Consider the following 25,644-nt stretch of genomic DNA (forward strand, 5'->3'; position numbering starts at 1 on the left):
GCCCGGACGTCGGCCGCCAACCGTCGCGGGTAACCGCCACCTCACGCGACGATCGCCGCGTACGCTCGCCTTCATGGAGGCACTGGCGGCGCGACTGTCGCATCTGGATTCCGACGTCGAAGGCGTGATCCGGGTCGTGATGTTCTACGACACCCTGATGCGGCGGCGGGTCGACCTTCCCGCGCTCGCCCGCGCCACGGCGGGTCTCGCGGAATGCGTCGCGGGCATCCGGCTGCACAGCACGGGACGCACGATCCGCATGGGACCCGACGGCCGGGAAGCCGCCGCGTCCTCCGCGCCCGGATCCACCACGACGGCGATCCTCCTCGACGACGAGGAGATCGGCACGGTGTGGCTGGAACGCGAGGGAGCACCCGGCGCACTCGACGACGCGGTGCTGGAGCGGCTCGCGATCGCCGTGGCGACCGTCGTCGAACGCTACGGCCCGGCCCGCACCACCATGGCCGATCCGGCCCTCGTGGAACTCGTGATCAGTTCGGCCAGCGACGACGCCGCCAGGAACCGGGCCTTGCGCCTGCTGGGTTTTCCCGCCGACGCGCCGATACGGGTGGTCGCCGTCCGGTCGAGTGTCCCGCTCGAAAAGATCGGCGCCCTGATCTGCCCTGGCCGTCCGGTCAAGGCGGCGCCGCTCACGGACGTGGGCATCATCCTGGCGGCCACCGTGGACGCGGCCCGGTTGCCGGACGGCGTGCGCGCGGGGATCGGCGCCGCCGGATGCCCGCATCGGTCCTGGCAGGACGCCAGGACCGCGCTTCGCTTCACGACCACTCGCCATCCGGTGATCCACTACGACGACCTCGGCGCGCTGGCGCTGCTCGCGCGGATCCCCGAGGCGGACACGCGGGCCAACGCCGACGTCATCGCGATCGCGGCCCTGGCAGCGGATCCGGAGGACCTGCGGACCCTGGACGCCTACTGCGCCACGGGGTCCGTGCGCCAGGCCGCCGATTCACTGCACCTGCACCACAGCAGCGTCGCGCGACGGCTCACGCAGATCGGGAAGAACCTGGGCATCGAACTGAACGAGCCCAGTGGCCTGACGCGGGCCCGGCTCGCCCTCACCGCTTGGCGCCTTCTCGACGACTGAGGGCGCGGGTGGTCGTGAGTGGCGATTCGGGTTCTGGCCAAGGTCGTCTAGGTACCTACGGCGGGTGAGTCCGGTAGCGGCCGGGCCGTGAAGGACTCCTTGGGGACTCATATTTGGTTACCCACTGGTGTGGGGCTGGTGCGGGTTGCCGGTCTCCAGGTCGTGAGCGGTGCGGGCTTGACGGGGCGGCGACGCCAGTGGGGTCAGGCGTAAGTCCTCAAGGCCCTGCAGCTTCCCCAGTACATGAAGGCCTCCTTCACTACGCCTAGCGCAAGGAAGGGGGCCATCATGTACTCCACGCGAGCAAAACCGCAGGCGACCAGTAGATACCTAAGAGCTGGTTCGTTCTGACCCGAATCGCCACTCACGACCCGCCGAGCCCACGCACTACCTAATGATCTTCGGCCGATACTCAAAAATCACCGCCGTCCGTCATGGAAATAAATAGGTAGCCGACGCGAACTTTCGTCGGTTACCGGGTTCCCTTGGCACGACAAAGAATCAGCGCGTTGGTCCCCACGGACGCGGCCGGGACCCGGCCGCAGAAATGAGTCGGAACATGCGACTGCGTTCCCTTGTCCTCCTGGCGGGCACCGCCTTCATGGCGTTGCTCGGCACGACCGCCCCCGCCGCGACCGCCGCCGAGCCGTCCGGCGCGCAGCCGATGATCATCGGTGGCCAGTACGCGCAGAGCGGCCCCTGGGCGGCCCGGCTGTTCGTCAACGGTCAGCAGAACTGCACCGCGACGATCATCGCCCCGCAGTACATCCTCACCGCGAAGCACTGTGTCGCGAGCAGTGGCAGCTACACCTTCCGGATCGGCAGCCTCGACCAGCAGAGCGGCGGCACCATGGCCACCGCGGCGAGCATCACCCGGCACTCGGGCGCGGACCTCGCCATCGTGCGGCTGACCAGTTCGGTCAACGCCACCTACGCGCCGCTCGGCACCACGAGCAACGTCGCGGTCGGTCAGAACGTCCAGGTCTACGGCTGGGGCGCGACCAGCCAGTGCGGTTCGGAGATCAACTGCCAGTCCCGCTACCTGAAGGTCGCCACCGTCCGGGTCAACTCGGTCAACTGCAGTGACTACAACGGTGGCGTCGCGGTGTGCGCGAACCGCGTCGACGGCATCACCGCCGGCGGTGACTCGGGCGGCCCGATGTTCGCCGGTGGCCGTCAGGTCGGTGTCGCTTCGACCAGTGACCGGTCGAACAACACCGCCTACACCAACATCACCCGGTACCGCAGCTGGATCCAGCAGGTCGCCGGCGTCTGATCTTCGGTGAAAGCGGAGCCCTCCCCGGCGCGGTCGGGGAGGGCTCCGTGGTGGGTGGGGAAATCACGAGCAGAGGAAAAGGCGAAGTCATTTGTCAATTGACACTCAACCCAAGGGCGATTGACGCGATAATGTGGCGGTCCGCGCCGATGCCGGCGTCGGCGTCACGGACCTTGGGAGGGGGCCAGTGGTACTACCGACACAGGCCCTCGACCGCACGATCGTCGTGGTGGACGTCGCGGGGTTCACCGCCCCGGACCGGTACCTTCCCGATCGGCTGGCCGTCCGTCAAGGCATGTATGAGCTGCTGAAGACCGCTTTCGCGGAAAGCGACGTCGACTTCGATTCCTGCGCGCGGGGGGATCGCGGTGACGGCGCGCTGATCCTGCTGCCACCCGGAACGACCAAAAGCGTCGTCGCCGACCGGTTGCCCGATCGCATCGCGGTCGCCCTCCGCCGGTACAACCACACCCGGACCCGGCGGGCGCAGATCCGCCTCCGGGTGAGTCTCAACTCCGGCGAGGTGCTCAACGACGGGAACGGCTGGGTCGGCGAGGCCGTCGACACCGCGTTCCGCATCCTGGACGCGCAACCGGTGAAGGACGCGTTCGCGGAATCCGGCCGGATGCTCGCCTTCATCTCTTCGGAGCGCTTCTTCGCCGACGTCATCGAGCGGGACCCGGGTCTGCTGCCCGAGTCGTACGACCCGATACCGGTTTCGGTGAAGACGTTCACCGGAACGGCTTATTTACGGCTGCTCGGTGAAGTCGCCGCGCCGACGGAGAAATCGCCCGCTTTCGTGGCGGAACCCGTCGGCGACTCGTTTCTCGCGGACGTGAACAGCGCCGTTCTGGACTTGATCCCGCGCAAGGACCTCGTCGGCCTGCACCACCATCTGACCCGGATGGAGGTCCCCCGGTTGGCGGTGATGATGAGCCGCGCGCTCGGTCCCGCGGTCCCGTTGCCCCGGCTGGACGGCATCACCGACGCGTGGAGCGCCTTCCACCTGCTCACCGATTTCAACGCGGGCCCGGACGGAATCCCGCCCGCCGTGACGTTTCTGCGCCTGCTCGCCGAGAGCGCCGAAGGTGAGCCGGGTGCCGTGATCGCCGGCTGGATCGCCGACCAGGCCCGATCGCTGCGCCTCGGCCCCGCGCTCGGGTACCAGCGGCAGAACCGGCCACCCATTCCCGAGCGGCCGCATTTGCATTTGATGATCATGCTCGAACCCGTTTCCGCGGATCCGACGCGGTGCACTCTCGCATTCTGGCGTCAAGACGACCCGGAAGTGTGGCCGCCGCCGCTGGGCGGGGTTCGCGAAATCGGAATAGACGAGGTCGAGTTCCGGGTCGACGACGTCATCCTGGAGACTGAGGGCGTCTGGTCGGGCCAGAGTGTGTCCGCGTCCGTGGAATTCCTGCTGCCGCGGACGTTGATCAATTTGCCCGTGCAGCGGTGGGCCAAGGAACATGAGACCGGTCAGCCGCAGCCGCTGCGTTACGGGTACCGGTTGGGAATACGGTCTTTGGAGAGGATGCGGGCGAGGCATTGGCATCGCGCATGGCACGTTCGCTGGGACTCGATGGTGAAGGATCCTTCCCCCGATCGCCTGCACTATTCCGGGTGCGCGCAGTTCGAAGATCACCCGATCGACGCGATACTGAGCGACGATCACTGGGTCGGGGTCGTCCTGGCGAAACCGCCGTCGCCCCAAGCGGAACCGGGCGCCGGGCCGGACGAGCTGACGAGCGCGCTCCGCAGTGGATTGCCGGTGGTGCTCTGGCATCCGGACGCCGAGCCGGAGAGCCTGCGCGAGTTGCTCGACTGGGTATTGGCCACCGACGCCGGTTTTATCGAACTTCCGGATCGCCGCAAACTGGCGAATTCCGGTGCGGCCGTACCGTTCAAGAATTCTCTGGCTCACGACCTGGTGGTAATGTGGGACGACCCGAAACGCGTAATCGTTCTGGACCAGCCGTTGATCCCGACTCGACAGTAAGGGGATGCCGCGGATGAGCGTGAACGACCAGGACGCGGCCGTGGCGGGTCGGATGCCGCGGCTCGATGCACCCGATTGGTGGATTTATCGGGGCACCGGCAGGCCGATCCACGACATCGATCTCGCGCAACTGCTGCCCGCACCGCCGCCCTGGCGTTCCTACCGCGGTGACCCGCCGCCGGAGCACGACGTGCCGCCGCCGGACGACGGCGAGGCGGAGCGCCGTCTCGGCACCGCGTTCACCTTTTCGGAGCGGGACACCGACGCGGAAGAATTGAACATGGTCAACGCCGCCCTTTATTTGCGGCGTCCCTTGCTGGTGACCGGGAATCCGGGCACCGGGAAGTCCAGCCTCGCCTACCGGATCGCCAGGGAACTCGGCCTCGGCCGGGTGCTGCGCTGGGCGATCACCAGTCATACGACGTTGAGTTCCGGGCTGTACGGCTACGACGCGATCGGCCGGGTCCAGGCCGCGGCGACCAGTCAGGCCCAGCGCGGCGGTGAGGCCGAAGAGCCGCCGATCGGCGATTTCGTCCGGCTCGGCCCGCTCGGCACCGCGTTCCTGCCCAGCAGGCTGCCGCGCGTGCTGTTGATCGACGAGCTGGACAAATCCGAGGCGGACCTGCCCAATGATCTCCTGTCGATCTTCGAGGACGGCGAATTCTCCATCGAGGAATTGGCCCGCGTGCGCAACCGGCATCCCGAAGTCGTCGTGCACACCGCGGATCCACAGCGCACCGCAGTCGTCCGTGACGGCCGGATCGCCTGCCACGCCTTCCCGGTCATCGTCATGACCAGCAACGGAGAGCGTGAGTTCCCGCCCGCGTTTCTCCGGCGGTGCCTGCAATTGCGGATCGAGAACCCCGACCACGACCAGCTCGCGGCGATCGTGGCCAGTCACTTGGTCGACGAGAACGGCGAACACCGTGACCGGCTCATCCGTGACTTCGCCGAACGGAGCAAGGCGGAAGGCGGCCTCCCCACGGACAGGCTTCTCGATGCCGTCTATCTGGCGACGTCGGGCGCCTACCGGCCGGATCAGGAGGAATGGCCGCGGCTGGTGAACGCTCTTTGGCAACGACTGACGGTGCGGTGACATGGCCGGGCCGGGCGGCGGATTCGAGCTGAACTGGACCGATGTCGCGGACATCGTCTGGCTGGCCGCGGCCATCGCTCCCCAGCGCGAAGCCGACCGGCCCGAACCGGCCGAGGAGCCGAAGCCGCCGCCCGCCGACGTGCGGATGCGCAACGCGCCTTCGGAACGCCGGGAAATCCCGCCGCTTCCCGAATCGCGGCCGGTCCCGGCTCCCGGTGGCGCGTCGCCGGGCGGGGACGACGGCCTGGCCGTGGAGATCGGCACCGTCCCCGGCGCACCGCCCGAACCGGCGGTCGACGGCACCGGACCGGGCGGAATCGTGCCGCTGGAATCGCTGGCCTGCTTCCGCGCGCTGAGAAAAGTGAAACGGGAGACGGCCTCGTCGCGACACAACGATGTGGTCCTGGACGAAGAGGCGACCGCCGTCCGGGCCGCGGAGACCGGACGGTGGTGGCCGGTCACCCGATCGAGAAGAGAGCGCTGGCTCGACCTGACGCTCGTCATCGACAACGGCCCGTCGATGGCGCTGTGGCGGCCGCGGGTGTCCGCGTTCGTCGAACTGCTCCGGCAAGTGGGTGCTTTTCGCACCGTTCAGGTACGGCTGTTGGAAACCGCGAAGGACAACGGCCAGGAAGGTCCCGTTCTCCGTGGCGGCGCGCCCGGCGCGCCGGCCCGCGACCCGAACGAGATCCTGGATTCGTCGGGACGGCGCGTGGTCCTGGTGCTGACCGACGGTGTCGGGGACGCCTGGCAGAAGAGGGACGCGCTGTACCCGATGCTGGCGCGCTGGGGCGCGGCGATGCCGGTCAGCATCGTTCATCTGCTTCCCCAATGGCTGTGGGGACGCTGTGGGATGAGTCCCCGCAAGGCGCGGTTGCGCGTCCCGAACGCGTTGGTGCCCAACGGTCGCTGGAGCTGCGATCTCGCGGACGCCTGGCTCGATCCCGGTTCGGCGATTCCCGGCGGCACCGTCCCCGTTCCGGTGCTCGAACTGCGGCCGAAGTCGCTCGGCTGGTGGGCCGGCCTGATGACCGGCGAAAACGCCGAGGCCGTCGAAGGAACCGTCGTACTCACCACAGAACGGATTCCCCGCTCCGAATCCGCCGATCCGCCGACGAGTTTGTCACCCGCCGAAAGAGTGCACAGATTCCGCAGTGTGGCGTCCCCGCCGGCGCTACGCTTGGCACAGTTGCTCGCGGCGGTACCGGTCCGGCTCGACGTCGCGAAGCTGGTGGGACAACGGTTCGTGCCGGAGGCGAGACTGGAGCACCTCCTCGAACTTTTGCTTTCGGGGATCATGTACGCTCCCGGACTCAGGGAAGGGAAGTCCACTTGGGACACCGGTGGGGTCTTCGCTTTTCCCGAGGCAGTCCGGGAATTGTTGCTCAGTGGCGCGCGGCGGTCGGAGACGGCCGATGTCGTCCGAGTGGCCGCCACCCATTTCGGTGGCCGGATTCCGCTGCTCGGTCACCTCCGAGACGCCATCGCCGACCCGAACAACACGCCGGATCCGGTGCTCACCCACGAGTCCTCGTCCGACGTCGAACTGGAGAGCGTCGTCATGCGCGCGCTGTCCGGACCGTACCTGTCCCGCGCGGACCGGTTGCGGAACGTCGTTCAAGGTCGCGGTTCCATCGTCTCCAAAACCATCCTGTCCAAAGCTGATCTGTCCGAATCTCCTCTGTCCGAATCTGAATCAATCAAGACATCAATCAAGACTGTGAGCGCAAAGATGCCTGAGACGGCCGAACGTCCACCTGCTTCGACTCCCGCGGCGCAGGGACGCTCGTCTTATCTCAGTGAGCCCGAATCCACCGAGACGACGAGCAGGATCGTCCATCCTGCGGCTTCCAACCCGACCCGGAACTTCCCCGCGCGCCAGCCCGACGATCCGCCTTTGGTGTTCGGGAACGTGCCGCCGCGCAACCCCAATTTCACCGGCCGCGACGAGCTGCTGGAACAACTCACCAAGCGGTTGAGCAGCGGTACCACCGCGGTGCTCCCGTCGGCGTTGCACGGCCTCGGCGGTATCGGCAAAACGCAGATGGCGACCGAATACATCTACCGGCATCTCCACGATTACGACCTCGTCTGGTGGATCGACGCCGCGCACACCACCCAGATCCGGGCGGGCCTCACCGAACTCGCCGCGCTCCTCGGCCTGCAGGGCGCGTCCGAGGCGAACGTCGCGGTACCCGCGGTGATCGAAGCGCTCCGGACCGGACGGCCGTTCCGCCGCTGGCTTCTGGTCTTCGACGCCGCGGAGAGCCCGGAGACGGTGCTGCCGTTCTTCCCGCGCAACGGTCCGGGCGAAATCCTCATCACCTCGCGGAACTCCGACTGGGCGGGTATCGCGCGACCGCTGGAGCTGGCGGTGTTCAAACGGGAGGAAAGCGTCGAGCTGCTCGGCCGCCGCGGTCCGGAGATCGACCCGGCGGACGCCGACGAACTCGCCGAAAAGCTCGGCGATCTGCCCTTGGCCGTCGAGCAGGCGGCGGCCTGGCGCGCGGTGACCGGGATGCCGGTACACGAGTACCTGCGCCTGTTCGACGAGTCGGTCGAGGAAATCCTCGACACCGCCTCGGCGCCCGACTACGAGGTTTCGGTCGCCGCGGCGTGGAACGTCTCGTTCGAGGAACTGAAGACCCGCAACCCGGCCGCCCACCAGATCCTGCACATCTGCGCTTTCTTCTCCCCGGAACCGATTTCCCGTGATCTGCTCACCGGCGTCAACCGGGTCTCGATTTCCCCGGAGCTCGACGCCGCGCTGCGCGACCCGATCAAGCTGGCCCGCGCCATTCGCGACATCAACCGGTACGGCCTCGCGAAGATCGATCACGGCAACAACACCCTCCAGCTGCACCGGCTGGTCCAGCTGGTCCTGCGCAACCGGGTCATGGCCCGGCAGGTGCACGCACGGATGCAGCACGGGGCCCACCAGCTGCTCGCCGCGCTGGACCCGAACGACCCCGAGTCGAGCAGGCATTGGTCGCGCTACCGCGAACTGCTGCCGCACGTGTACGCGGCGAACGTGCTGGAATGCGACGACAGCTGGCCGCGTCAGCTCCACATCAACATCATGCGTTACCTGTTCGAGTACGGCGATCACGAAGAAGCGGCCCGGCTCGGCCTTCAGGCGCGGGAGCTGCTCACCGAAAGACTCGGTCCCACCCATCCGCAGACCCTCGAGGTTTCGTCGAGGCTGGGCCTTTACCTGTGGTCGATCGGCCGGTATCAGGAAGCCGCGGAACTCAATCAGCGCACCCTCGCGTTGCGGCTTCAGGTTTCCGGTGAAGAGAACGAGGAGACCTTCGCCCTCCAGCGGAACATCACGATCGATCTCCGGGCACAGGGCGACTTCGCGGCGGCGACCAAACTGAGCGAAGAGGTCTACCACAAAGCCAAGCGCATGTTCGGCGAAGACGATCCGGAGACGCTGAACGCCGCTTACCAGCACGCCATCAGCCTCCGGCTCGCCGGTGCCTACCGGGCGGCCGCGGAACTGGACCAGGACACCCTCAAACGGCGCAGCGAGGTGCTCGGCCGCGATCACGTCCGCACCTTCAGCGTCAACAGCGCGCTGATCGTGGATCTGCGCGAAGCCGGGGAGTACGGCCGGGCCCGGGTGCAGCAGGAAAGGCTCACGGAGAACTTCCAGGCCCGGTTCGGTGAGGATCAGCTGGACTCCACGGGTAACTCGTTCCTGCTTTCGGTGGCGAGGCGCAAGGACGGCGACCACCCTGGCGCGCTCAGCCTTTCCATGGCGGCGCTCAAGAGGTTCCGGTTCGCCTATGGTGACGACCACTCCATCACGATGGCCTGCGCGCTCGCCCACTCGATCGATCTCCGGCACTCCGGTGATCTGGCGGCGGCGAAGAAACTCGGTGAAGAGACCTTCGAGCGTTACCGGAGCGGGCTCGGCGAGCACCATCCGCACACCCTCGGGGCGAACGCCGACCTGGCGGTGACGTTGCGGCACCAGGGCGACACCGCGGCCGCCCGTGCGCTGAACGAGCGCGCACTCGAACATTTCCGCGCCACCATCGGCCCGGATCACCCCTACGCCGTGGTCGTCACGATCAACCTGGCGAGTGACCTGTCGGTGCTGGGCGAGTACGACAGGGCGATCGAACTGGGCCGTGACGCGGTCGAACGCGGCACCCAGGTGCTGGGGGAGGACCACCCCACCGTCCTGGTGGCGGCCTTCAACCTCGGGCTGGATCTGGCCGCTCTCGGGCGGGACGAGGAGGCCGCGCCGTTTCGCGACCCGATCCTGGCCAAGTACCGCCGGGTGCTCGGCGAGGCCCATCCGGGAACGCAGGCGGCGGGCCGCGGTACCCGTGGCGACTGTGACATCGACCCGATGCTGATGTGAGTCAGCCGGGTACGAGTTGCCCGATCCAGGAGGCGAGCTGTTCCACGGTCGGTGGCCGCGGACCGCAGCGCAGGCGCCGGTGCACCGCTCGGACGAGCTCGGGGCACCGCAGCAGGGCACGGGCGGCGGGATGGGGGCCTCGCGCGGACAACGCGAGGCCCAGCCCCGCCAGCGAGTTCGGCCGGTCCGGGTCCGCGGCGAGTTCCTGCCGGTAGCCCTCGATGGCGTCGAGGAAATCGCCTGCGGCGTAGGCGAAATCAGCGGTGGTGGCACCGGGTACCGCGGGCGCGCGTCCGTCCGGTGCGGGCGGGGTGCCGCCGACGGCCAGCCGGATCAGGTCGGTTCTGGCGTGGGACCAGGTTCCGTCCGGGACCGGTGTCGGCGGAAGGTCGGTCGCGTCGAGGGTGGCCGGCGGCCTCGGCCGTCCGTCGAGCCAGGCCGCCGCCAGTGCGGCGACCACGGACGGGTCAGGGCGGAGGTGGCGGGCGCGCCAGCCCGCGAGGTGATCCCGGCAGGCGGCCTCGGCCAGTTCGCTCGCCTCCGGCGGGACGGGTTCGTCCCGCCAGGCGCCGAGGCGTTCGGCGATGTTGTCGAGGAACCGGCGTCCGGCGGAGGTCAGGGTCGCGTCCGCGCGCAGGGTCTGCAGGGTGCGCCAGGTCTGCTCGCGCCAGTACGCGAACTCGAAGCCCGAGCGCCGGGGAATCCGGTCGGCCCGGCTCAGCGCGCGCCAGAACGCCGTGACCCCGAAGAAGGCATAGACCCCTTGCAGGGCACCGCTCAACGGCCGCGGGTCATCTCGCCAGGCCACGTAGATCCGTTCCCGTGGATCGGGTTCGGACAACTCGACCAAATGCAGCAGACCGCCGAGCACGATGTGCTGGAACTCGTGGATGAGGGTCTCGGCGAGGGACGCGCCGTCGGTGGGAAGGGCGACCACCGCGCTGCCGAACGCCTCGCCGGTCGACGCGCTCGGATTCCGGAACAACACCCGGGGTTTCGGTACCAGGGAGGCAAGGCCCACCGGCATGATGCGGGCCAACCCGGGAAGATGGGCGGCGATCAGACGGCAGGCCTCGTCGATCAGCCGCTGCCAATCCGCCAGCTCCTCTTCCGGCAGCCGTTCCGGCGGGATCGGCTCGTAGAGCCCGCGATAGGGATCGAGGTCGTCCAGCCACAGCGAGAACCGGTGTGCGCCCACCTGGCTTCGTACCCGCCGGATGCCCCACCAGCCCGGCGCGTCGGACGCGGGCGTGTTCGGCGCCTGGACCGTCGTTTCGCCGTTCATCACGGAGTAGCGGCCGCGCGCACCTCGGACGGTGGCCGAGGAAAACGTCGCGGTGCCGGGAAATCTGGCCATACCGAGTGACGGGAGCATGGCGTTGCCCTGCCAAGCCGGGATGGTGGTCTCGAAGTCCAGCTCCGCCCGGATCGCCGCGGCCGCCGCGATCGCGTGCGCGTGCCCCAGGTGCATCCACAGTGGACCGACGCCATCGGTTCCGTTGCGCAGCAACCGAGTCGTGTAACCCGCCCAGCTCCCGGTGTAGGGATTGGTGAGCATCCGGCTCACCGCCCGGGGTGCCCTCGCTTCGGCACGGGCGAGGAGTTCCCAAGCGGAATCCAGCGGCGGCAGGGGGCCGGAGTGGTCCGGGATCTTCGTGGCTTCGGTCAACAGCGCGTGAATCAACAGTTTGCGACGGCTGCGCTCCGCCCGGCGCAGACGGCGCGCCATGTCCTCTTCGCCGTCGAGCCGCGCGAGCGCGTCGAAGTCTCGCCACGACAAACGGTGGAACGCGTGCTGGGGCTCGGCTGCCTGCCGCATCAGTCGATCCGCTCGCCGCCCCCGGTGTTGGTGTTGCTTCGGTAGCGCGCGTGAACGTGTCTGGTGCGTTCGACGACTTGGTGCGCCGAATGGCGGAAGGCTTCACTGTCGAGCTCTCGTAACGCGGTGAACGAGACCGCGTCGAGATCGAGCAACGCGGATTCGATGTCCGGTTCCGTGTTCGCCGAGAAAGAACTCATCGTGCCGATTCCCTCCACCCCGTGAAACGGTTGCGAGAGTTGAACCTTGACCAGGATAGCCGAGATTTCCCCGCCGATCAGTCTTCTTCCGGCGGGGGTGGCCGTCCGGCCGCCAATTCACGCAGCGCGCGGGGCCGGGTGATGGTGACGCGCTGGCGGGCGGTGCGCACCACGCCCAGCCGCCGGAGTTCGTCGAGGCCCCGGATCAGAGTGCTGCGGGAGACGCGCGCGAAACCCGCCAATTCCCCTTGGTTGAAATGGAGATCGACCTGTTTCCCGTCCACCGGATCGAGGGCGTGCTGAAGCGCCAGTTCCAGCAGTACCGCGGCGAGCCGCTGCGGGAAATCCGGTCCGCCGGATTCGAGACGCAGACGATCGGATTGCTGCAGCCGGATCGCCGCGGTACGGAAGATCTCCTCGGCGATACGCGGCTGGGCGCGCAACACCCCGAGGAATTGCTCCCTCGGCACGATGAGGGTGTGCACCTCGTCGATCGCCGACATCGTCGCGGACCGGGGGAGTCCGCTGATGGGGGCGAGTTCGCCGACGATTTCCGCGGGACCGCGCGCGGCGAGCGGCGCGTCTTCGCCGCGATAATTGGTGGCGCTGATCTTCACCCAGCCGCGCAGGACGACGAACATACTCGTGGGCGGGCTGCCCTGGAGCGCGAGGATCTGTCCGGGCCGCCACACCTTCAGATGGCCCGCGTTCCGGAGAGCGGTCTGCTCGGCGGGCGTCAGCCGACGCCAGGTTCCGAGTTCCCCGTGCTCACCGGCGGGGGGACCGGTCATCCTTGTCCTCCGGTTCCACGGGAACCGGATAGGCGCTGTGTTCCATTTGACGCATCAGCAACTCCCCCGACTCGTCAGCATGGTCAGTGGGCGGAACGACCCGAAGTTTCGCACCGGAATCGGTAATTGTGCCAGGCAAGGGGTGAGTTCACCAGGCCTCGGCCCGGCGACGGGGGAGGATGTCATGCGTAGTGCCGAAAGTGTGTTAGGACGGCCGAAGGACCATCGCCACGCGCCCGCCGGTCAGAATCCGCGGACGCCCAGGGCGCTCGGACGGAGACCGGCTTTCTTCGCGCCGCATCCGCCGCTGATGTCCGGCGGGTGGTACCAGGGCGACGATCACGAGGTCGTCGGCCCGGGGCGGTATCCGGTTCCACGCCCACCGGCCAAGTCCGTGAAGGCGGCCTTGCTGTGGGCGCTTTTCTTGGGCCCCTTGGGGCTCTGCTACGTGTCACCGATCGGCGGGTTGATCGCGACGGCGGTCTCGGTCACGGCGATCACCTTCGGGGGAGCTTCACTGACGGCCGTGCTCTGGCCGGTCGTCATGGTGCTCTCGCTGGCGGCCTTGCCCCGGCGCCCGGAGGACGGGAAATAAGTGACACGGATGCCATCCGGCCGGTTCCGGCCGGATGAACCGGGTGGGGGCCGCTCGAGGGGGGTGGCCCCCACCGCGGGCTCACCCTTCCGGCGGTGCCACCATCCGAAAGTCGCGTCCTGGTGCTCCGATCAGGAAGAGAACGGCTGGGTGCACACGCCCGTGAACTCGGCGTCGATCCCGGCGACGCGCTCGCCGCCGCGCTGGAAAACCTCGTGAGTGATGGTGACGGTTAAAGCGGACCCAGTCCGTGAAGGCCTCCTTCCCTACCCTGAAAGTAGGGAAGGAGGCCTTCACGGCACGGCCGCTACGCCCAGGTGACCGGCAATTCGTGGACACCGTAGATGTTCATGTCGGTCTTCAGTTTCACCTCGTCGGCGGGAATCGCGAGCTTGAGGCCCGGGAAACGGCGTAGCAGTCCCTCGAAACCCGCGCGCATCTCGATCCGTGACAGCTGCTGGCCGAGGCACTGGTGGATGCCGTGCCCGAAGGACAGCAGACCGCGGGCGTTGCGGCGGATGTCCAAGGTGCCCGGGTTCTCGAAGCGCCGCGGGTCGTGGTTGGCGGCCAGCAGCGAGATGATGACGGTCGATCCCTCGCGGATCGTTTCGCCGCCGAGTTCGATGTCTTCCGTGACGTAGCGGAAGAAGATGTCGGCGACGGACAGGTAGCGAAGGAGTTCTTCGACGGCGCCCGGCAACAGCTCCGCGTCGGCGCGCAGTTCGGCCAGCTGCTCAGGGTGTTCGAGGAGCGCGAAGGTGCCCAGCGCCAGCATGTTCGCGGTGGTCTCGTGGCCCGCGAGCAGCAGGAGGAAGGCGGCGCCCGCCAGCTCCTCGATGGTGAGGTCGTCGTGGCGGCCGAGGTCGGACAGGATGTCGTCCTCCGGCGTCTCGCGTTTGCGCGTGACCAGTTCGGTGAGGAAGGTGTTCATCCCGATGAACGCGGTCATTTTCTCGTCCAGGGTCTGGTCACGGACCATGAGCTGGGCGGAGTCGGCCTGGAACTTCTCCCGGTCCTCGTAAGGGACGCCGAGCAGTTCGCAGATCACCAGCGACGGCACCGGCAGCGCGAACTCCTTGACCAGGTCGACCGGCGGTACCAGCGCGGCCATCGCGTCCAGCCGCCGTTCGGTGATCTCGACGATGCGCTCTTCGAGCTGCTTCATCCGTTTCACGGTGAAGGCGCCGGTGAGCCGCTTCCGCAGCCGCCCGTGGTCCGGCGGGTCCATGGCGACGAACATGCCCGGCATCGGCGGGGATGGTTCGGTCGGCGCGGGCATTCCCGGCGTCTCGTACGGCATGTGGAGGATGCCGAGGTCCTGGCGGGAGCTGAACCGGGTGTCGGCCATCAGCTGCCGGACCTCTTCGTAACCGGTGACGAGCCAGCCCTCGTGACCGTCGGGGAAGACCATGGGACTCACCGGTCGGGCGTCGCGCAGCCGCGTGATCTCGCGGGGCGGGTCGAAGGGACCCGCGTCGCGCTGCATCGGGAGGCCTTGCGGAACGGGAACCGGCTGAGTCATCGGGACGCCTTTCGTGGTGGTCGTGAGGGCAACGATCACCGATCGGGCTGACACCGGCCTGACACAGCGCTGACACGGCCGGTGTCAGTGGCGTGGCGGAGGCGTGTCAGCACGGCCGCCCACAGTGGCTCCCATGACAGAAACAGCGATCGCGGTCTCCGGACTGCGCAAGACCTTCGGGGACAAGGTCGTGCTCGACGGTATCGACCTCGATGTCCGGGCCGGCACCATTTTCTCCCTGCTCGGCCCGAACGGCGCGGGCAAGACGACGACGGTGAACCTGCTGACCACCTTGATGAAGGCCGACGGCGGGACGGCGTGGGTCGCCGGGCACGACATCGCGACGGAGGCCAAGGCGGTGCGGGCGGCGATCGGGGTCACCGGCCAGTTCGCGGCGGTGGACGAACTGCTCACCGGGCAGGAGAACCTGCGGCTGATGGTCGACCTGAGCCGGCGTTCCACCGGTGGCAAGCGGGTCGTCGACGAGCTGCTGGAACGCTTCGACCTGGTGGAGTCGGCCCGGAAGCCGGTCTCGACCTATTCCGGGGGCATGCGCCGGAAACTGGATCTGGCGATGACGCTCGTCGGTGATCCGCGGATCATCTTCCTCGACGAGCCGACCACGGGACTGGACCCGCGCAGCCGTCGCACGATGTGGTCGATCATCCGCGAACTGGTGGCCGACGGCGTGACCATCTTCCTCACCACCCAGTACCTCGAGGAAGCCGATCAGCTCGCCGACGGGATCGCGGTCCTCGACCAGGGCCGTCTGGTCGCCAACGGCACTCCCGACGAGCTCAAGCGCCAGATGCCGGGCACGCATGTCCGGCTCCGGTTCGCCACCGCCGCCGAACTCGACGCGGCGGCGCGGATCTTCCCCGGCGCCACGCGGGACGACGAGGCGCTGGCCCTGCGGGTCCCCAGCGACGGCGGGACGAAATCCCTGCGGTCCCTGCTGGACCGGCTCGACGAGTACTCGATCGGCGCCGAAGAGTTCTCCGTTCAGACCCCTGACCTCGATGACGTTTTCCTCGCCCTGACGGGCCACAACACGGAGGCCGTACAGTGACCACCCCCTCGATCGTGATGCTGCGCCGCAACTTCAAGCACCTCACCCGTAATCCGACCTCGGTGTTCAACGCGGTCCTGATGCCGGTCGTGATGATGCTGATGTTCGTCTACGTCTTCGGTGACGCGTTCAGCGTCGGCGTCGACTACATCGACTACGCGACGCCGGGATTGATGCTGCTGGCCGTCTGCTACGGGCTCGGTGCCACCGCGACGGCGGTGAACTCCGACATGACGAAGGGCATCATCAACCGGTTCAAGGTCATGGACGTCTCCCGCGGCGCGGTGCTGACCGGGCACGTCGTGACGAGTGTGCTGACCAACCTGATCGCCATCGTGGCGCTCGTCGGGGTGGCCTTCCTGCTGGGCTTCGCCCCGTCCGCGAGCTTCCTCGACTGGCTCGGCGTGCTCGGTGTCGTCGTGCTCCTCGGTGTCGCGGCGGGCTGGCTCACGGTCGCGCTGGGCCTCGCCGCGAAGTCGCCGGAAACCGCGGGCATGGCCTCCGTGCCGCTGGTCATGCTGCCGTTCTTCAGCAGCGCGATCGTGCCGGCGGAGAAGATGGGGCCCGGCCTCCGTGAGTTCGCGGAGTACCAGCCCTTCACCCCGATCATCGAGACCCTGCGCGGGCTCCTCAACGGCGCACCGGCCGCCGGTGACGTGCTCCCCGCCCTCGCGTGGAGCGCCGGGATCGCGCTCGTCGGGTACCTGTGGGCGTCCTCCACCTTCAAGAAGCGAGCGTGACTTCGGCCAACGCGGTCCAGTTCGTCCGCGCGCCCTCCTGCGCCGCCTCCGCGAACTTCGCTTCGCCGAGGCGGCGCAGCGTCGTCTGCTCGATCCTGGCCACGTCCGGGTGGGCACGATCCGGCAACCCACGCAGGTTGTCGGCCGCCCCGAGCAACCGCGCGGCCTGTTCGGGCTCGTCGCGGCGCAGTGCCAGGTCGGCGACCCCGACGAGGATCTGGGCGATCAGGGGCAGGAACTGCACCTCGGTCGCCGCCTGGCAGGCCGACTCGCGATGCTTGCGGGCCTCGTCGAGATCGTCGGCCAGGTAACCCCACAGGTCGTGCGTGATCGCGCGGACATGCCCCAGATCCGCTTCGGCACCCATCACGGTCGTCGCGATGTCGAGTTGCCGTGAGGCTTCCTCGGTTTCACCGCGCCAGTGGGCGAGTTCTGCCTGCGCGAGGGCCAGCATGCCCAGCGTGCCCGGCCACGTGACCCGTTCGGCGTCCCGCCTCGCCTCGGCCGCGGCGGCCGCGCTGGCGTCCTCGTCCCCCCGCAGCCAGTACAGCTGGGCGAGCCGCGACCGCAGCCGGATGAGGTCCTCGAAGGAACCGACCTCGGACACGACCGTGATCGCCTGTTCGTAGTACTCGCACGCGCCGGCGAACTCGCCGCGCGTCGCCATCCGATCGGCCAGCTCGGTCAGGGCGAACGAGATGCCGAACCGCTCGCCGAGAGCCCGGAATTCGGTGAGCGCCTGCTCGAGGCAGGTCTCCGCCTCCCGCCCGGGATGGCCGAGCGCGATCCGCATCTTGCCGAGGTGCAGCCTGGCCAGCGCGCGGACCCAGGGGTTTTCGTCGTCCAGTACCGGTTCCCACGCGGCCAAGGCGTCCGACCCGGCCAGCATGCGTTCCAGCGGGACGACGAGTCCCAGCAGCGGGTGTTTCGTATCAGCGCTCCGGCCGAGCCGATACGACTCGTGGATCCACTTCGCGGCGGTGTGTTCGTCGGCGTAGCCGGAGCTCACGAACAGCGAAACAAGCCCGTACACCACGGCCCCGACCCCGTCGGCGACCTCGCCGGGGGTGTCGACGGCCGCGGAGACCAGCTCCATGCCTTCGGTCCGGTGCCCGCCGAGCCACCAGTACCAGCCGCAGGCGGCCGCGAGCCGCATCGCCGCGGGTGCCTCGCCCGCCGTGAGCGCGCCGCGCATCGCGGCACTGATGTTGTCGTGTTCGGCGTTGAGCTTGGCGAGCCATTCCAACTGCTCAGCGCGACGGAGCATCGGCTCCGCGGCCTCGGCGAGTTCGGTGAAATAGGCGAGATGCGCGTGGCGGGCCAGTACCGTCTCCCCGGCCTCGGCGAGGCGCTGCTCGGCGTACTCCTTGATGGTGCCGAGCATCCGGTAGCGCGGTGCCGCGTCGCCCGCGGCGACCAGCAGCGATTTTTCGGTCAGCGCGGTGAGCAACTCGAGCACCTCGTCCTGCTCGACGGCCTCGCCGACGCAGACCCGCTCGGCCGCTTCCAAGCTCGCCCCGCCCGAGAACACCGAGAGACGGCACAGGACCGTCCGTTCGGCGTCGGTCAGCAGTTCCCAGCTCCAGTCGACCATGGCGCGCAGCGTGCGGTGCCGGGGCAGCGCGGTCCGGCTGCCGCCGGTCAGCAGGCGGAACCGGTCGTCGAGCCGGTTGGCGAGCTGATCGATGGACATGGTGCGCAACCTGGCCGCGGCCAGTTCGATCGCCAGCGGCATCCCGTCCAGTGCCCGGCAGACGCGCGCCATCGTCGACAGCGTGTGCTCGTCGGCCACGAAATCCTTGCGCACCACGCTCGCCCGGTCCTTCAGCAGCCGGACGGCGGGGGAGGACGCGATCTCACCGGGACCGGCGTGCCGATCCGGCAGGGCCAGCGGGACGACGTGCCACAGTGCCTCACCGGTGATGCCGAGCGGTTCCCGGCTCGTCGCGAGGATCCGCAGCCGCCGGCATTCCCCGAGCACGCGATGGGCGAAGGCCGCCGCCGATTCGATGACGTGCTCGCAGTTGTCCAGGATCAGCAGTACTTCCCGGTCACGGATCGCGGCGATGACCCGGTCGGTCGGCTCGGCATTCGGTGTGTCGGCGAGCAGCGCGTCCCGCAGGCTGAGCGCGGCGAGCGTCGCCTGCGCGATGTTGTTCCCGTCATGCTGTCCTGTGCCGCTCTCGGCGCCGATGGCCGCGAGCTCCACCAGCCAGGCCCCGTCCGGGGCACCCCCGAGCAGGGTGCGCACGGTTTCCGTGGCGAGCCTGGTCTTTCCCGAACCGCCCGGCCCGATCAGGGTGGTGAGCCGGTGCTCGGCGACGAGGTCGCGCACGGCGGCGACATCGGCGTCCTTGCCGACGAAACTGGTCAGTTCCGCGCGCACGTTGGTCTTGCGGTTCTCCTCGCGCCGTCCCAGTTCGCCGCGCAGCAGCGCGACATGCACCGCGGACAGCTCCGGCGAGGGATCGACACCCAGCGCGTCGGCCAAGGCCTCCCGCGTGCGCTGGTACACGAGCAGCGCCTCGGTGTCGCGTCCGGTCGCGGCGAGCGCCCGCATCAGCGCGGCGACGAGCCGCTCGCGCAGCGGATGCGCGGTCACCAGATCGGTCAGTTCCGTGACCACTTCCGCGCCGTGGCCGAGGTCGACCTCCGCGTCGAACCGGTCCTCCAAGGCCGTCAGGCGCAGCCCTTCGAGCCGCGTGACCGCCGCGTCGAACGCGCCGCTGTCCGGCAGGCCGACGTCCTGCATGGCCGCGCCACGCCACAGGGCGAGCGCTTCACGCAGCCGTCGCGGCTCCGCGGCACCGCGGACATGGCCGACGAGGTGTTCGAACCGGACCGCGTCGACGTCGTCGGGCGCCACCTTCAGCCGGTAACCGTCGGTCTGCCCCTCGACGACACCGTCCGGCAGTACCTTCCGCAGGCGGGAAACCAAGCGCTGCAAGGCGTTCGTCGCGTCGGCGGGGGGCTGTTCACCCCAGATCCAGTCGACGAGGGTGGCCTTCGGGACCACCCGCCCCGGTTCGAGTGCCAGCGCGATCAACAGCCCGCGCAGCCGGGCGCCCGGGACGTCGGCGAGGCCGCCGTCGTCCGTGCGAACCTCGAAGGGCCCCAGCATCCCGATCTGCATTGCGCCGATTTTGCCACGATGATCGGCCGGTCTTACGACTTACCGCTGATCCTGGCCGAACCGACCGAGGCGGCGGCGATCGCCCTGGCGGCGGTTTGGGTCGACGATCCGGAGTCCAGGCTGGTCAGCGACGTCCGGTCGAGGGCGTGCACGACGAATTCGTAGGTGTTCACCGTCGAGGGCGAGCACGGTCCCTGGTAGCCGTAGAGGCTCGCGCTTCCACGGTAGTAGACCTGCCTGGCGCCCGCGGGGACGGACGGACGGTAGACGTGCTGGACGTTCTGGGGGAGCGAGGTCGTGCTCACCGGGATGTCGTAGATGACCCAGTGGATGAGGTTGGCGTTGCTGAGGTCGCGCATGACGATCGCGTAGCTCTTGGCGGTGGCGGGGGCACCCGACCAGGCGAGGGGCGGGGACTCGTTCTTCTTGGCGGGGTCGTTGCCGCCGCCGCTGGTGCACTCGTGGACCTTGGGGATGACGCCGCCGTCGGCGAAAGCGGTGCTGGACAAGGTGAACGCGCTTTGTCCCGCTGCCGCCGTGGTCGGCGAAACGGCGAACAGACCGAGGAGGAGCAAGACGCAGAACACGATTCTCGTGCTTCTCACTGGAGACTCCCGAGGCAGTGGTGGTTCCCGTGCGCCCGATTCAGCGTAGGCAGCCGTGAATGTGGCGGCTAGCGCACTTTCCCCGCCGATCGGGGTGTTTTCGCCGGTTTCCGGCCGCGCCTCAGGGCCGCTATGAACGGTTCTGCGAGGGGCGTGAGTGGTAATGAGGGTTCTCTTGAGCGGCAGGGCAAACGTGGCGTGTCTCGGCGCGGGTTCAGTCACACCGGCCAAACTCGTGAAGAGGTAAGGGGTGTGTGGAAATAGGGACAGTGAACGGGGGTCGGGGACACTCAACCTCCCTCACGGACTTTCAGCCGAGGGACCGCCGCCAGTGTTCGGCGGCCTCAGTCATGTCCTGGTGCAGAGACCGGAAGAACCGGCTGGTGTCGGCCAACCGGGCGCCCGCCGGGCCGTCGACCAGCCCCGCGCCCCGCCGGGTGAGGTCCGCCCACCTGGTCATCGAGTCGAGGCTGGCCTGCCAGGCCCGATAGCCGAACTGGTCGTCGATGACGTACCGCTGCCGCCTGCCGTCGCGTTCGCGGGCGATCAGGCCGCGTTGTTCGAGCCAGCCGACGGCCTTGGAGACCGACGCCGGGCTGACTTCCAGTCGTGCGACAAGCTCGACGGCGGTACCGCTGCCGGTGTCGCTGGTGAACAGGCAGGCCAAGACCCTGGCCATCATCGGCGGCACCCCCGTCCCGGCCATCATCTCGGCGAACTCGCGCTCGAAGTCACGCAGTGCCTCCGGGGTGCGCACACCCGGGTCGGCGTGCACCGGCGGGCCGGGGGCGCGGCGGCGTGCCCGCCACCGGGTCGCCTGCTGTGCCTGGTCGGCCCGGTAGCGGTGGGCGCCGCCGTTGCGCGCCACCTCACGGATGATCGTCGACTTGGGGCGGTCCATCCGCCGGGCGATCTCGGCGTAGGTGAGCCCGGCCGCCAAGCCCGAAGCGATCTGCCCGCGCTCGTCATGGGTCAGGCGGTCTCCGGGCACCCGTCCTCCAGGCTCGGTGCGTTCAGCTCCATGGTCATTGCATCGATTGTAGGTCCGCCACCTCGATGAATGCCTTTTTCGTGTTGTAGCACCTGGAAAATCGGCTCTACTGTTTGGTCAACAGTGAAGAGATCGGGAGGTACCCGAAGGATGACGGCCAAGGTTTGCCTGGTCACCGGCGCTTCGTCAGGGATCGGCCACGCCACCGCGCTGGAACTGCTCCGCGCCGGTCACACCGTCTACGGTGCCGCGAGGCGCGTGGAGAAGATGGACGACCTCCGGGCCGCGGGTGGTCACGCGCTGAAGATGGACGCCCGCGACGAGGACGAACTCCGCCGCGCGGTGGAAACCGTCCTCGACGAGCAGCAGCGGATCGATGTCCTGGTCAACAACGCCGGGACAGTGCTGCACGGTGCCATCGAGGACGTACCGCTGGACAGGGCGCGCGACCAGCTCGAAGTCAACCTGCTCGCGCCCGCCAGGCTGGTGCAGCTCGTCCTGCCCGTCATGCGCGCTCAGCGGTCCGGCACGATCGTCAACGTGTCGTCGATCGGCGGTGAAATCGCCCTGCCGCTCGGCGCCTGGTACTACGCGTCGAAGCACGCGCTCGAAGCCTTCTCCGACACGCTCCGCATGGAGGTCGAGCCCTTCGGGATCGACGTCGTGATCATCCAGCCGGGCATCATCAAGACCGAGTTCGAAGACCAGACGTCCGCGCAGCTCCGGGAGATCTCCGGCGGCGGGGCGTACCGGGAAATGGCGGAAGCCATGGCACGACACGGCGAAACCGGGCTCGGCGACGGCTCCGAGCCCAGCGTCGTGGTCGAAGCCATCCGCCGTGCCATCGAGGCCGAACGCCCGGAGACGCGCTACGCCGTCGGCCACCTCGCGGAGAAGCTCCTCGAACTCAACCGGACCCTGCCGGACCGGGAGTTCGACGCTCTGGCCACCCGCGCCACGAAGTGACTCAGCCGCCCGACGGCTTGCCGACGGGCTCCGGCCCGGTTCCCCGGCGGCGAGTACGGACCGCCCCGACCCACAGCAGCACGGACACCACGGCACTCGGTGCCGCCGTCAGGTAGACCGGCCACGCTCGGAAACCGGACACCCACAACATGACGACCAGGCCGAAGGTGATCAGGGTCCAAGCCAGGGCGAGGCTGTTGCCTCGGCGCCTCCAACGTGCGAAGCGGCTTCGCAAGCCTGCTGCTCTCCTCGCGCCGTCCACCGGTTTCATGACCGGTGGGTACCCGTTCTTCGCCAGGTCAACCCCCGAAAATCAGGTCGCGCACCGCCGCGTCCAGTCCTCTGAATGCGGGGGGCCGCGCACCGACGTCGGTCGCCCCCGGCCCCGGCGGGCGTCAAGTCATCGCCACCCACGGGCGTGGGCTCGCGAGGCGACTCCGTCGCGTTCAGTCCTCTGAATGCGGGGTCGCTCACCGATGGGTGAGGCCCGGCCGTTCGGATTGCCGCGGGCAGGCAGCGGTGTGACCCTGGAAGGACCGAACGACACCACCACCACGAAGTACAGGAGTCGTTATGACCACCACCGAGATGCCCGCTGTCCACGAATGCACGGTCAGCGGCTGTTCCTACAACCACGACGGCTGTCACGCTTTCGCCATCACCGTCGGCGGAGGGAACGGGTCGGCCGACTGCGGAACCTTCGTCCCGCTCAACACTAAGGGCGGACTCGACCGGGTGACCGCGCAGGTGGGCGCCTGCTCTCGTGCCGATTGCCGCCACAACTCCGCGCTCGAATGCACGGCGTCGAGCGTCCGGGTCGGACCTGGTGAGGGCGACCACGCCGCGAACTGCCTGACCTACGCCCCTAGGTAATCGTCGGTCCGTGAAGGCCTCCTTCCCTACCTTCAGCGTAGGGAAGGAGGCCTTCACGGACCGACGAAACCGTCAGCCGATCGTCCACAACTGGAGCGCGGACCCGGTGTCCGCGCGGTGCGTGACGGCCGCACCGTCCGAAGTGGACGCCGTGGTGAGGAGCAGTCCCGACCGGACGCCGGCGAGCTTGTACCGGCCATCGGGCTGTTTCGCCGCGGTCCAGCGCTGGTTGGGGCCGCCGGTGCAGGTCCACTGGATGACCCGCGCGCCCGCGGCGGTCGAGCCGCCTTCGACGTCGGCGCACAGCTTCGAGTGCGCGTTGGTCAAGGTGTAGGAACCGCCGGCCTGCCGGGTGAACAGCCACTTCTGGTTCTCACCCTGGTGCGGCGCCCAGGTGACCAGGGGAGTGCCGGTCGCGGTGGAGGAGTCCGGGTCGTCGAGGTTCTTGCCGGACGCGGCGAGGGTGTGTATCCCGCCGAGCGTGCCCGCGCCGGCGTCGGTGAACGTCAGTGTCTGCTCGGCCGCGGTCCGCCCCTCGCCGACGGTGCTTCCGGTCGTGTCGGTCCACGACCGTAGCGGGGTGGTCTCCGCCAGTCGCGACGTCTTGCCGGAGAGGCCGAGGACGAGCCCGCTGTAGCGGTTCACCAGCCGGAACTGCCCAGCGTCCACAGTGGACCGGATGACGAACCACTGCTGCCCTACGGTCGAGGACGACCCTTCGACACGACGACGGCCACGTAGTGATCGAGCACCCGGGGCCCCACGACGGGCAGGACGCCGTGCTGCAGCCCGACGCCGAGGCACACCAAGCCCAGTCGTCGGTGCACGGCGGACGGTGTGAAGTACCGCATCCAGGTCCGGTAACCCATGTCCGCATCTTCGCTCAAGGCCCCGGCCCCGGCCCGCCGTGCCACGAAAAGCGGTGAAATCGGCGGGTCCAGGCTTGTTCCCGAAGGCCGGACAAGGGGATTCCCGCGAAATCCACTGTAGTGCCGCGGCCGCTGCGAAGGCCTTGGAAGTTCCGGTATATCTGGAAGCACGGCACTGCCGGGGAGGACGGCGGGTGCTGTTCGAAGCAAGGGGGAAATTCATGTTCGACGCACGTATTGTCGCCGATCAAGTCGACACGGCCACCAGGCCGAAGATCAGAATACTGTTCTACACGGATCTGGTGGGCTTAAGTGGGAACAATGGTTTCGCGCTGGGCATTCTCCGGGAGCTGATCGTGGGGAATCAGCCGTTCTTCGCGCAGTTCGAAGTCGAGCTGATCAATCGGCACGAAGGCGGGCACGCCGTCAACAAACTCACCGCCGACGTGCTCGGCCGGTACGAGCAGGTGTGGTTCTTCGGTCTGCTGCAATGCAACATGCCCGGTGAGCCGGAGAACGAACTCGTGGACGCGGAAGTCGCGGCGCTGCGGAGCTGGATGGACGCCGGTGGCGGGGTCTTCGTCTCCGGCGACCACTCCAACCCGCGTCCGGCGGGAGCGGATCCGTCGCTGCCCGATTACCTGAATCTGGGCCGGGCGCTGGGACACCGGATTCCGCGCGCGGGTGAGCTGCGGGTGTGGAACGACCGGCCGGATTCGAGTGTCGAATTCAGCCACAACACCCATCAGCCCGACCCGTGGGGCAGTGATATCGACATGCCGATCCCGAACGACCTCGATCCGTATCCGCAGGAATTGATCCTGCGGAAGCGGGCGGGCAGGCCGCATGCGTTGTTCCAGGGCAGGCGCGGTCCGATCACGGTTTTCCCGGACCATATGCACGAGGGCCAGCTGCTCATTCCCGAGCGATATCCGGAGGATGTGTGGCCGACCGGGCGCACGGGGCAGCCGAAACCCGAGATCGTCGCGCGTGGCACCGACAAACGCAATGGCCAGGTCTACGGCGTGAGCAGCGTGTACGACGGTGCCGCCGCCGGCGTCGGGCGGATCGTCGCGGACTCCACGTGGCACCACTACTTCGACCTCAACCTTTGGGGTTTCCAGAAGGGTGGTGAGGTGCTCGACCGGCTCACCGAGTACTACGTGAACCTCGTGCTGTGGCTGACGCCGAAGCCGGTCAAGCAGGAGGTGAACACGCGGCTGTTGCACTGGCTGTCGCACAGTTTGAGCGTCCGCGCGGTGTTGCCGGAGGGCTTCCGGGTGCCGGGGATCACGGCGGCCGGGCTGGTCCGCGAGGTCGGCGGGCAGGGGGTACTGGACGATCTTGTCCGGCCGCTGGAAGGTGCGCCGAGAGTGCCCGAGGACCTGCTGCTGGGTGCCGTCGTCAAGGAGTCCGTCGCCGCGCTGAGCGGTGGGGACGTCGAGGCGTTCGACACCGTCGGCGTCGTCGAGCGGGGTCTGCGCGCCGGGACGGAGCAGTACGCCGCCGAATTGCGGGCGGCGCTCGATGAACTCGACGGGATGGACGAGTTCATTTCCCAGGGTCTTCGCTGACCCACCGGCCGGCGGCCCTGACGCACCAGGGTGGGTCAGGGCC

21 protein-coding genes are annotated in these 25,644 nt (G+C 68.4%); 11 read left to right on the top strand and 10 right to left on the bottom strand.

Features of this window, described 5'->3' with window-relative positions; translation table 11 throughout:
• Positions 1–73: 73 nt before the first annotated feature.
• From AVL48_RS08275 to fxsT, 5 genes are all read left to right on the top strand, one after another.
• Complete coding sequence (locus AVL48_RS08275; RefSeq protein WP_061981327.1) at positions 74–1,108, top strand: PucR family transcriptional regulator; 1,035 nt, start codon at positions 74–76, stop codon at positions 1,106–1,108.
• A 559-nt stretch (positions 1,109–1,667) separates the two neighbouring features.
• The gene (locus AVL48_RS08280; protein WP_061981328.1) at positions 1,668–2,384 is read left to right on the top strand and encodes a S1 family peptidase; all 717 of its coding nucleotides are present in this window, start codon (positions 1,668–1,670) and stop codon (positions 2,382–2,384) included.
• Positions 2,385–2,571: 187 nt separating this feature from the next.
• Entirely contained in the window at positions 2,572–4,383 is a 1,812-nt protein-coding gene (locus AVL48_RS08285; RefSeq protein WP_061981329.1) for a VMAP-C domain-containing protein, read from the top strand.
• Positions 4,384–4,396: 13 nt separating this feature from the next.
• The gene (locus AVL48_RS08290; protein WP_061981585.1) at positions 4,397–5,479 is read left to right on the top strand and encodes an AAA family ATPase; all 1,083 of its coding nucleotides are present in this window, start codon (positions 4,397–4,399) and stop codon (positions 5,477–5,479) included.
• Between the two features lies 1 nt (position 5,480).
• Positions 5,481–9,854: an FxSxx-COOH system tetratricopeptide repeat protein gene (fxsT, locus tag AVL48_RS08295; RefSeq protein ID WP_082857577.1), complete on the top strand. Its 4,374-nt coding sequence runs from the start codon at positions 5,481–5,483 to the stop codon at positions 9,852–9,854.
• Between the two features lies 1 nt (position 9,855).
• Here fxsT and AVL48_RS08300 read toward each other — a convergent pair whose 3' ends face one another.
• The 3 genes from AVL48_RS08300 to AVL48_RS08310 all read right to left on the bottom strand — a co-directional run bounded on the left by AVL48_RS08300 (position 9,856) and on the right by AVL48_RS08310 (position 12,664).
• Positions 9,856–11,673 (bottom strand): HEXXH motif domain-containing protein, encoded by a 1,818-nt coding sequence (locus AVL48_RS08300; RefSeq protein WP_061981330.1) that lies wholly within the window; start codon positions 11,671–11,673, stop codon positions 9,856–9,858.
• Positions 11,673–11,873, bottom strand: coding sequence for a hypothetical protein (locus tag AVL48_RS08305; protein WP_177242302.1), 201 nt, complete (start codon positions 11,871–11,873; stop codon positions 11,673–11,675). Before AVL48_RS08305 ends, AVL48_RS08300 begins: the two co-directional genes overlap by 1 nt.
• Before the next feature lie 77 nt (positions 11,874–11,950).
• On the bottom strand, positions 11,951–12,664 hold the full coding sequence (locus tag AVL48_RS08310; protein WP_061981332.1) for a Crp/Fnr family transcriptional regulator: 714 nt from the start codon (positions 12,662–12,664) through the stop codon (positions 11,951–11,953).
• Positions 12,665–12,848: 184 nt separating this feature from the next.
• On the opposite strand from AVL48_RS08310, the gene AVL48_RS08315 reads away from it, so the two are divergent.
• Positions 12,849–13,259: a US12 family protein gene (locus AVL48_RS08315; protein ID WP_061981333.1), complete on the top strand. Its 411-nt coding sequence runs from the start codon at positions 12,849–12,851 to the stop codon at positions 13,257–13,259.
• Positions 13,260–13,566: 307 nt separating this feature from the next.
• On the opposite strand, the gene AVL48_RS08320 is transcribed toward AVL48_RS08315, so the two are convergent.
• A complete protein-coding gene (locus tag AVL48_RS08320) occupies positions 13,567–14,781 on the bottom strand; it encodes a cytochrome P450 (RefSeq protein ID WP_061981334.1) in 1,215 nt (404 codons plus the stop codon).
• A 133-nt stretch (positions 14,782–14,914) separates the two neighbouring features.
• On the opposite strand from AVL48_RS08320, the gene AVL48_RS08325 reads away from it, so the two are divergent.
• Complete coding sequence (locus tag AVL48_RS08325) at positions 14,915–15,850, top strand: ATP-binding cassette domain-containing protein (protein ID WP_061981335.1); 936 nt, start codon at positions 14,915–14,917, stop codon at positions 15,848–15,850.
• A 17-nt stretch (positions 15,851–15,867) separates the two neighbouring features.
• A complete protein-coding gene (locus AVL48_RS08330) occupies positions 15,868–16,590 on the top strand; it encodes an ABC transporter permease (RefSeq protein WP_425266086.1) in 723 nt (240 codons plus the stop codon).
• On the opposite strand, the gene AVL48_RS08335 is transcribed toward AVL48_RS08330, so the two are convergent.
• From AVL48_RS08335 to AVL48_RS08345, 3 genes are all read right to left on the bottom strand, one after another.
• Complete coding sequence (locus AVL48_RS08335) at positions 16,574–19,723, bottom strand: AfsR/SARP family transcriptional regulator (protein ID WP_061981337.1); 3,150 nt, start codon at positions 19,721–19,723, stop codon at positions 16,574–16,576. The two genes, AVL48_RS08330 and AVL48_RS08335, sit on opposite strands and share 17 nt — an antisense overlap.
• A gap of 32 nt (positions 19,724–19,755) precedes the next feature.
• Positions 19,756–20,310, bottom strand: a complete 555-nt coding sequence (locus AVL48_RS08340; RefSeq protein WP_061981338.1) for a YbhB/YbcL family Raf kinase inhibitor-like protein — start codon at positions 20,308–20,310, stop codon at positions 19,756–19,758.
• Between the two features lie 328 nt (positions 20,311–20,638).
• Complete coding sequence (locus AVL48_RS08345) at positions 20,639–21,319, bottom strand: GbsR/MarR family transcriptional regulator (RefSeq protein WP_061981339.1); 681 nt, start codon at positions 21,317–21,319, stop codon at positions 20,639–20,641.
• Between the two features lie 150 nt (positions 21,320–21,469).
• On the opposite strand from AVL48_RS08345, the gene AVL48_RS08350 reads away from it, so the two are divergent.
• Positions 21,470–22,285, top strand: a complete 816-nt coding sequence (locus AVL48_RS08350) for an oxidoreductase (RefSeq protein WP_061981340.1) — start codon at positions 21,470–21,472, stop codon at positions 22,283–22,285.
• A gap of 1 nt (position 22,286) precedes the next feature.
• Here the strand turns inward: AVL48_RS08350 and AVL48_RS08355 are convergent, their stop codons facing one another.
• Positions 22,287–22,520, bottom strand: coding sequence for a hypothetical protein (locus tag AVL48_RS08355; RefSeq protein ID WP_061981341.1), 234 nt, complete (start codon positions 22,518–22,520; stop codon positions 22,287–22,289).
• 338 nt (positions 22,521–22,858) lie between these two features.
• Here AVL48_RS08355 and AVL48_RS08360 point away from each other — a divergent pair, with 338 nt between their 5' ends.
• Positions 22,859–23,158, top strand: a complete 300-nt coding sequence (locus AVL48_RS08360; RefSeq protein ID WP_061981342.1) for a DUF1540 domain-containing protein — start codon at positions 22,859–22,861, stop codon at positions 23,156–23,158.
• Positions 23,159–23,230: 72 nt separating this feature from the next.
• Here AVL48_RS08360 and AVL48_RS08365 read toward each other — a convergent pair whose 3' ends face one another.
• Positions 23,231–23,827: an RICIN domain-containing protein gene (locus AVL48_RS08365; RefSeq protein ID WP_061981343.1), complete on the bottom strand. Its 597-nt coding sequence runs from the start codon at positions 23,825–23,827 to the stop codon at positions 23,231–23,233.
• A 29-nt stretch (positions 23,828–23,856) separates the two neighbouring features.
• Positions 23,857–24,027, bottom strand: coding sequence for a hypothetical protein (locus AVL48_RS38130; RefSeq protein WP_244162359.1), 171 nt, complete (start codon positions 24,025–24,027; stop codon positions 23,857–23,859).
• Between the two features lie 221 nt (positions 24,028–24,248).
• On the opposite strand from AVL48_RS38130, the gene AVL48_RS08370 reads away from it, so the two are divergent.
• Positions 24,249–25,601 carry a hypothetical protein gene (locus AVL48_RS08370; RefSeq protein ID WP_061981587.1) on the top strand — a complete coding sequence of 451 codons (1,353 nt, stop codon included), beginning with the start codon at positions 24,249–24,251 and terminating at the stop codon, positions 25,599–25,601.
• The last annotated feature ends 43 nt before the right edge of the window (positions 25,602–25,644 follow it).

This window comes from Amycolatopsis regifaucium, assembly GCF_001613935.1.
Taxonomy (GTDB): Bacteria; Actinomycetota; Actinomycetes; order Mycobacteriales; family Pseudonocardiaceae; genus Amycolatopsis; species Amycolatopsis regifaucium.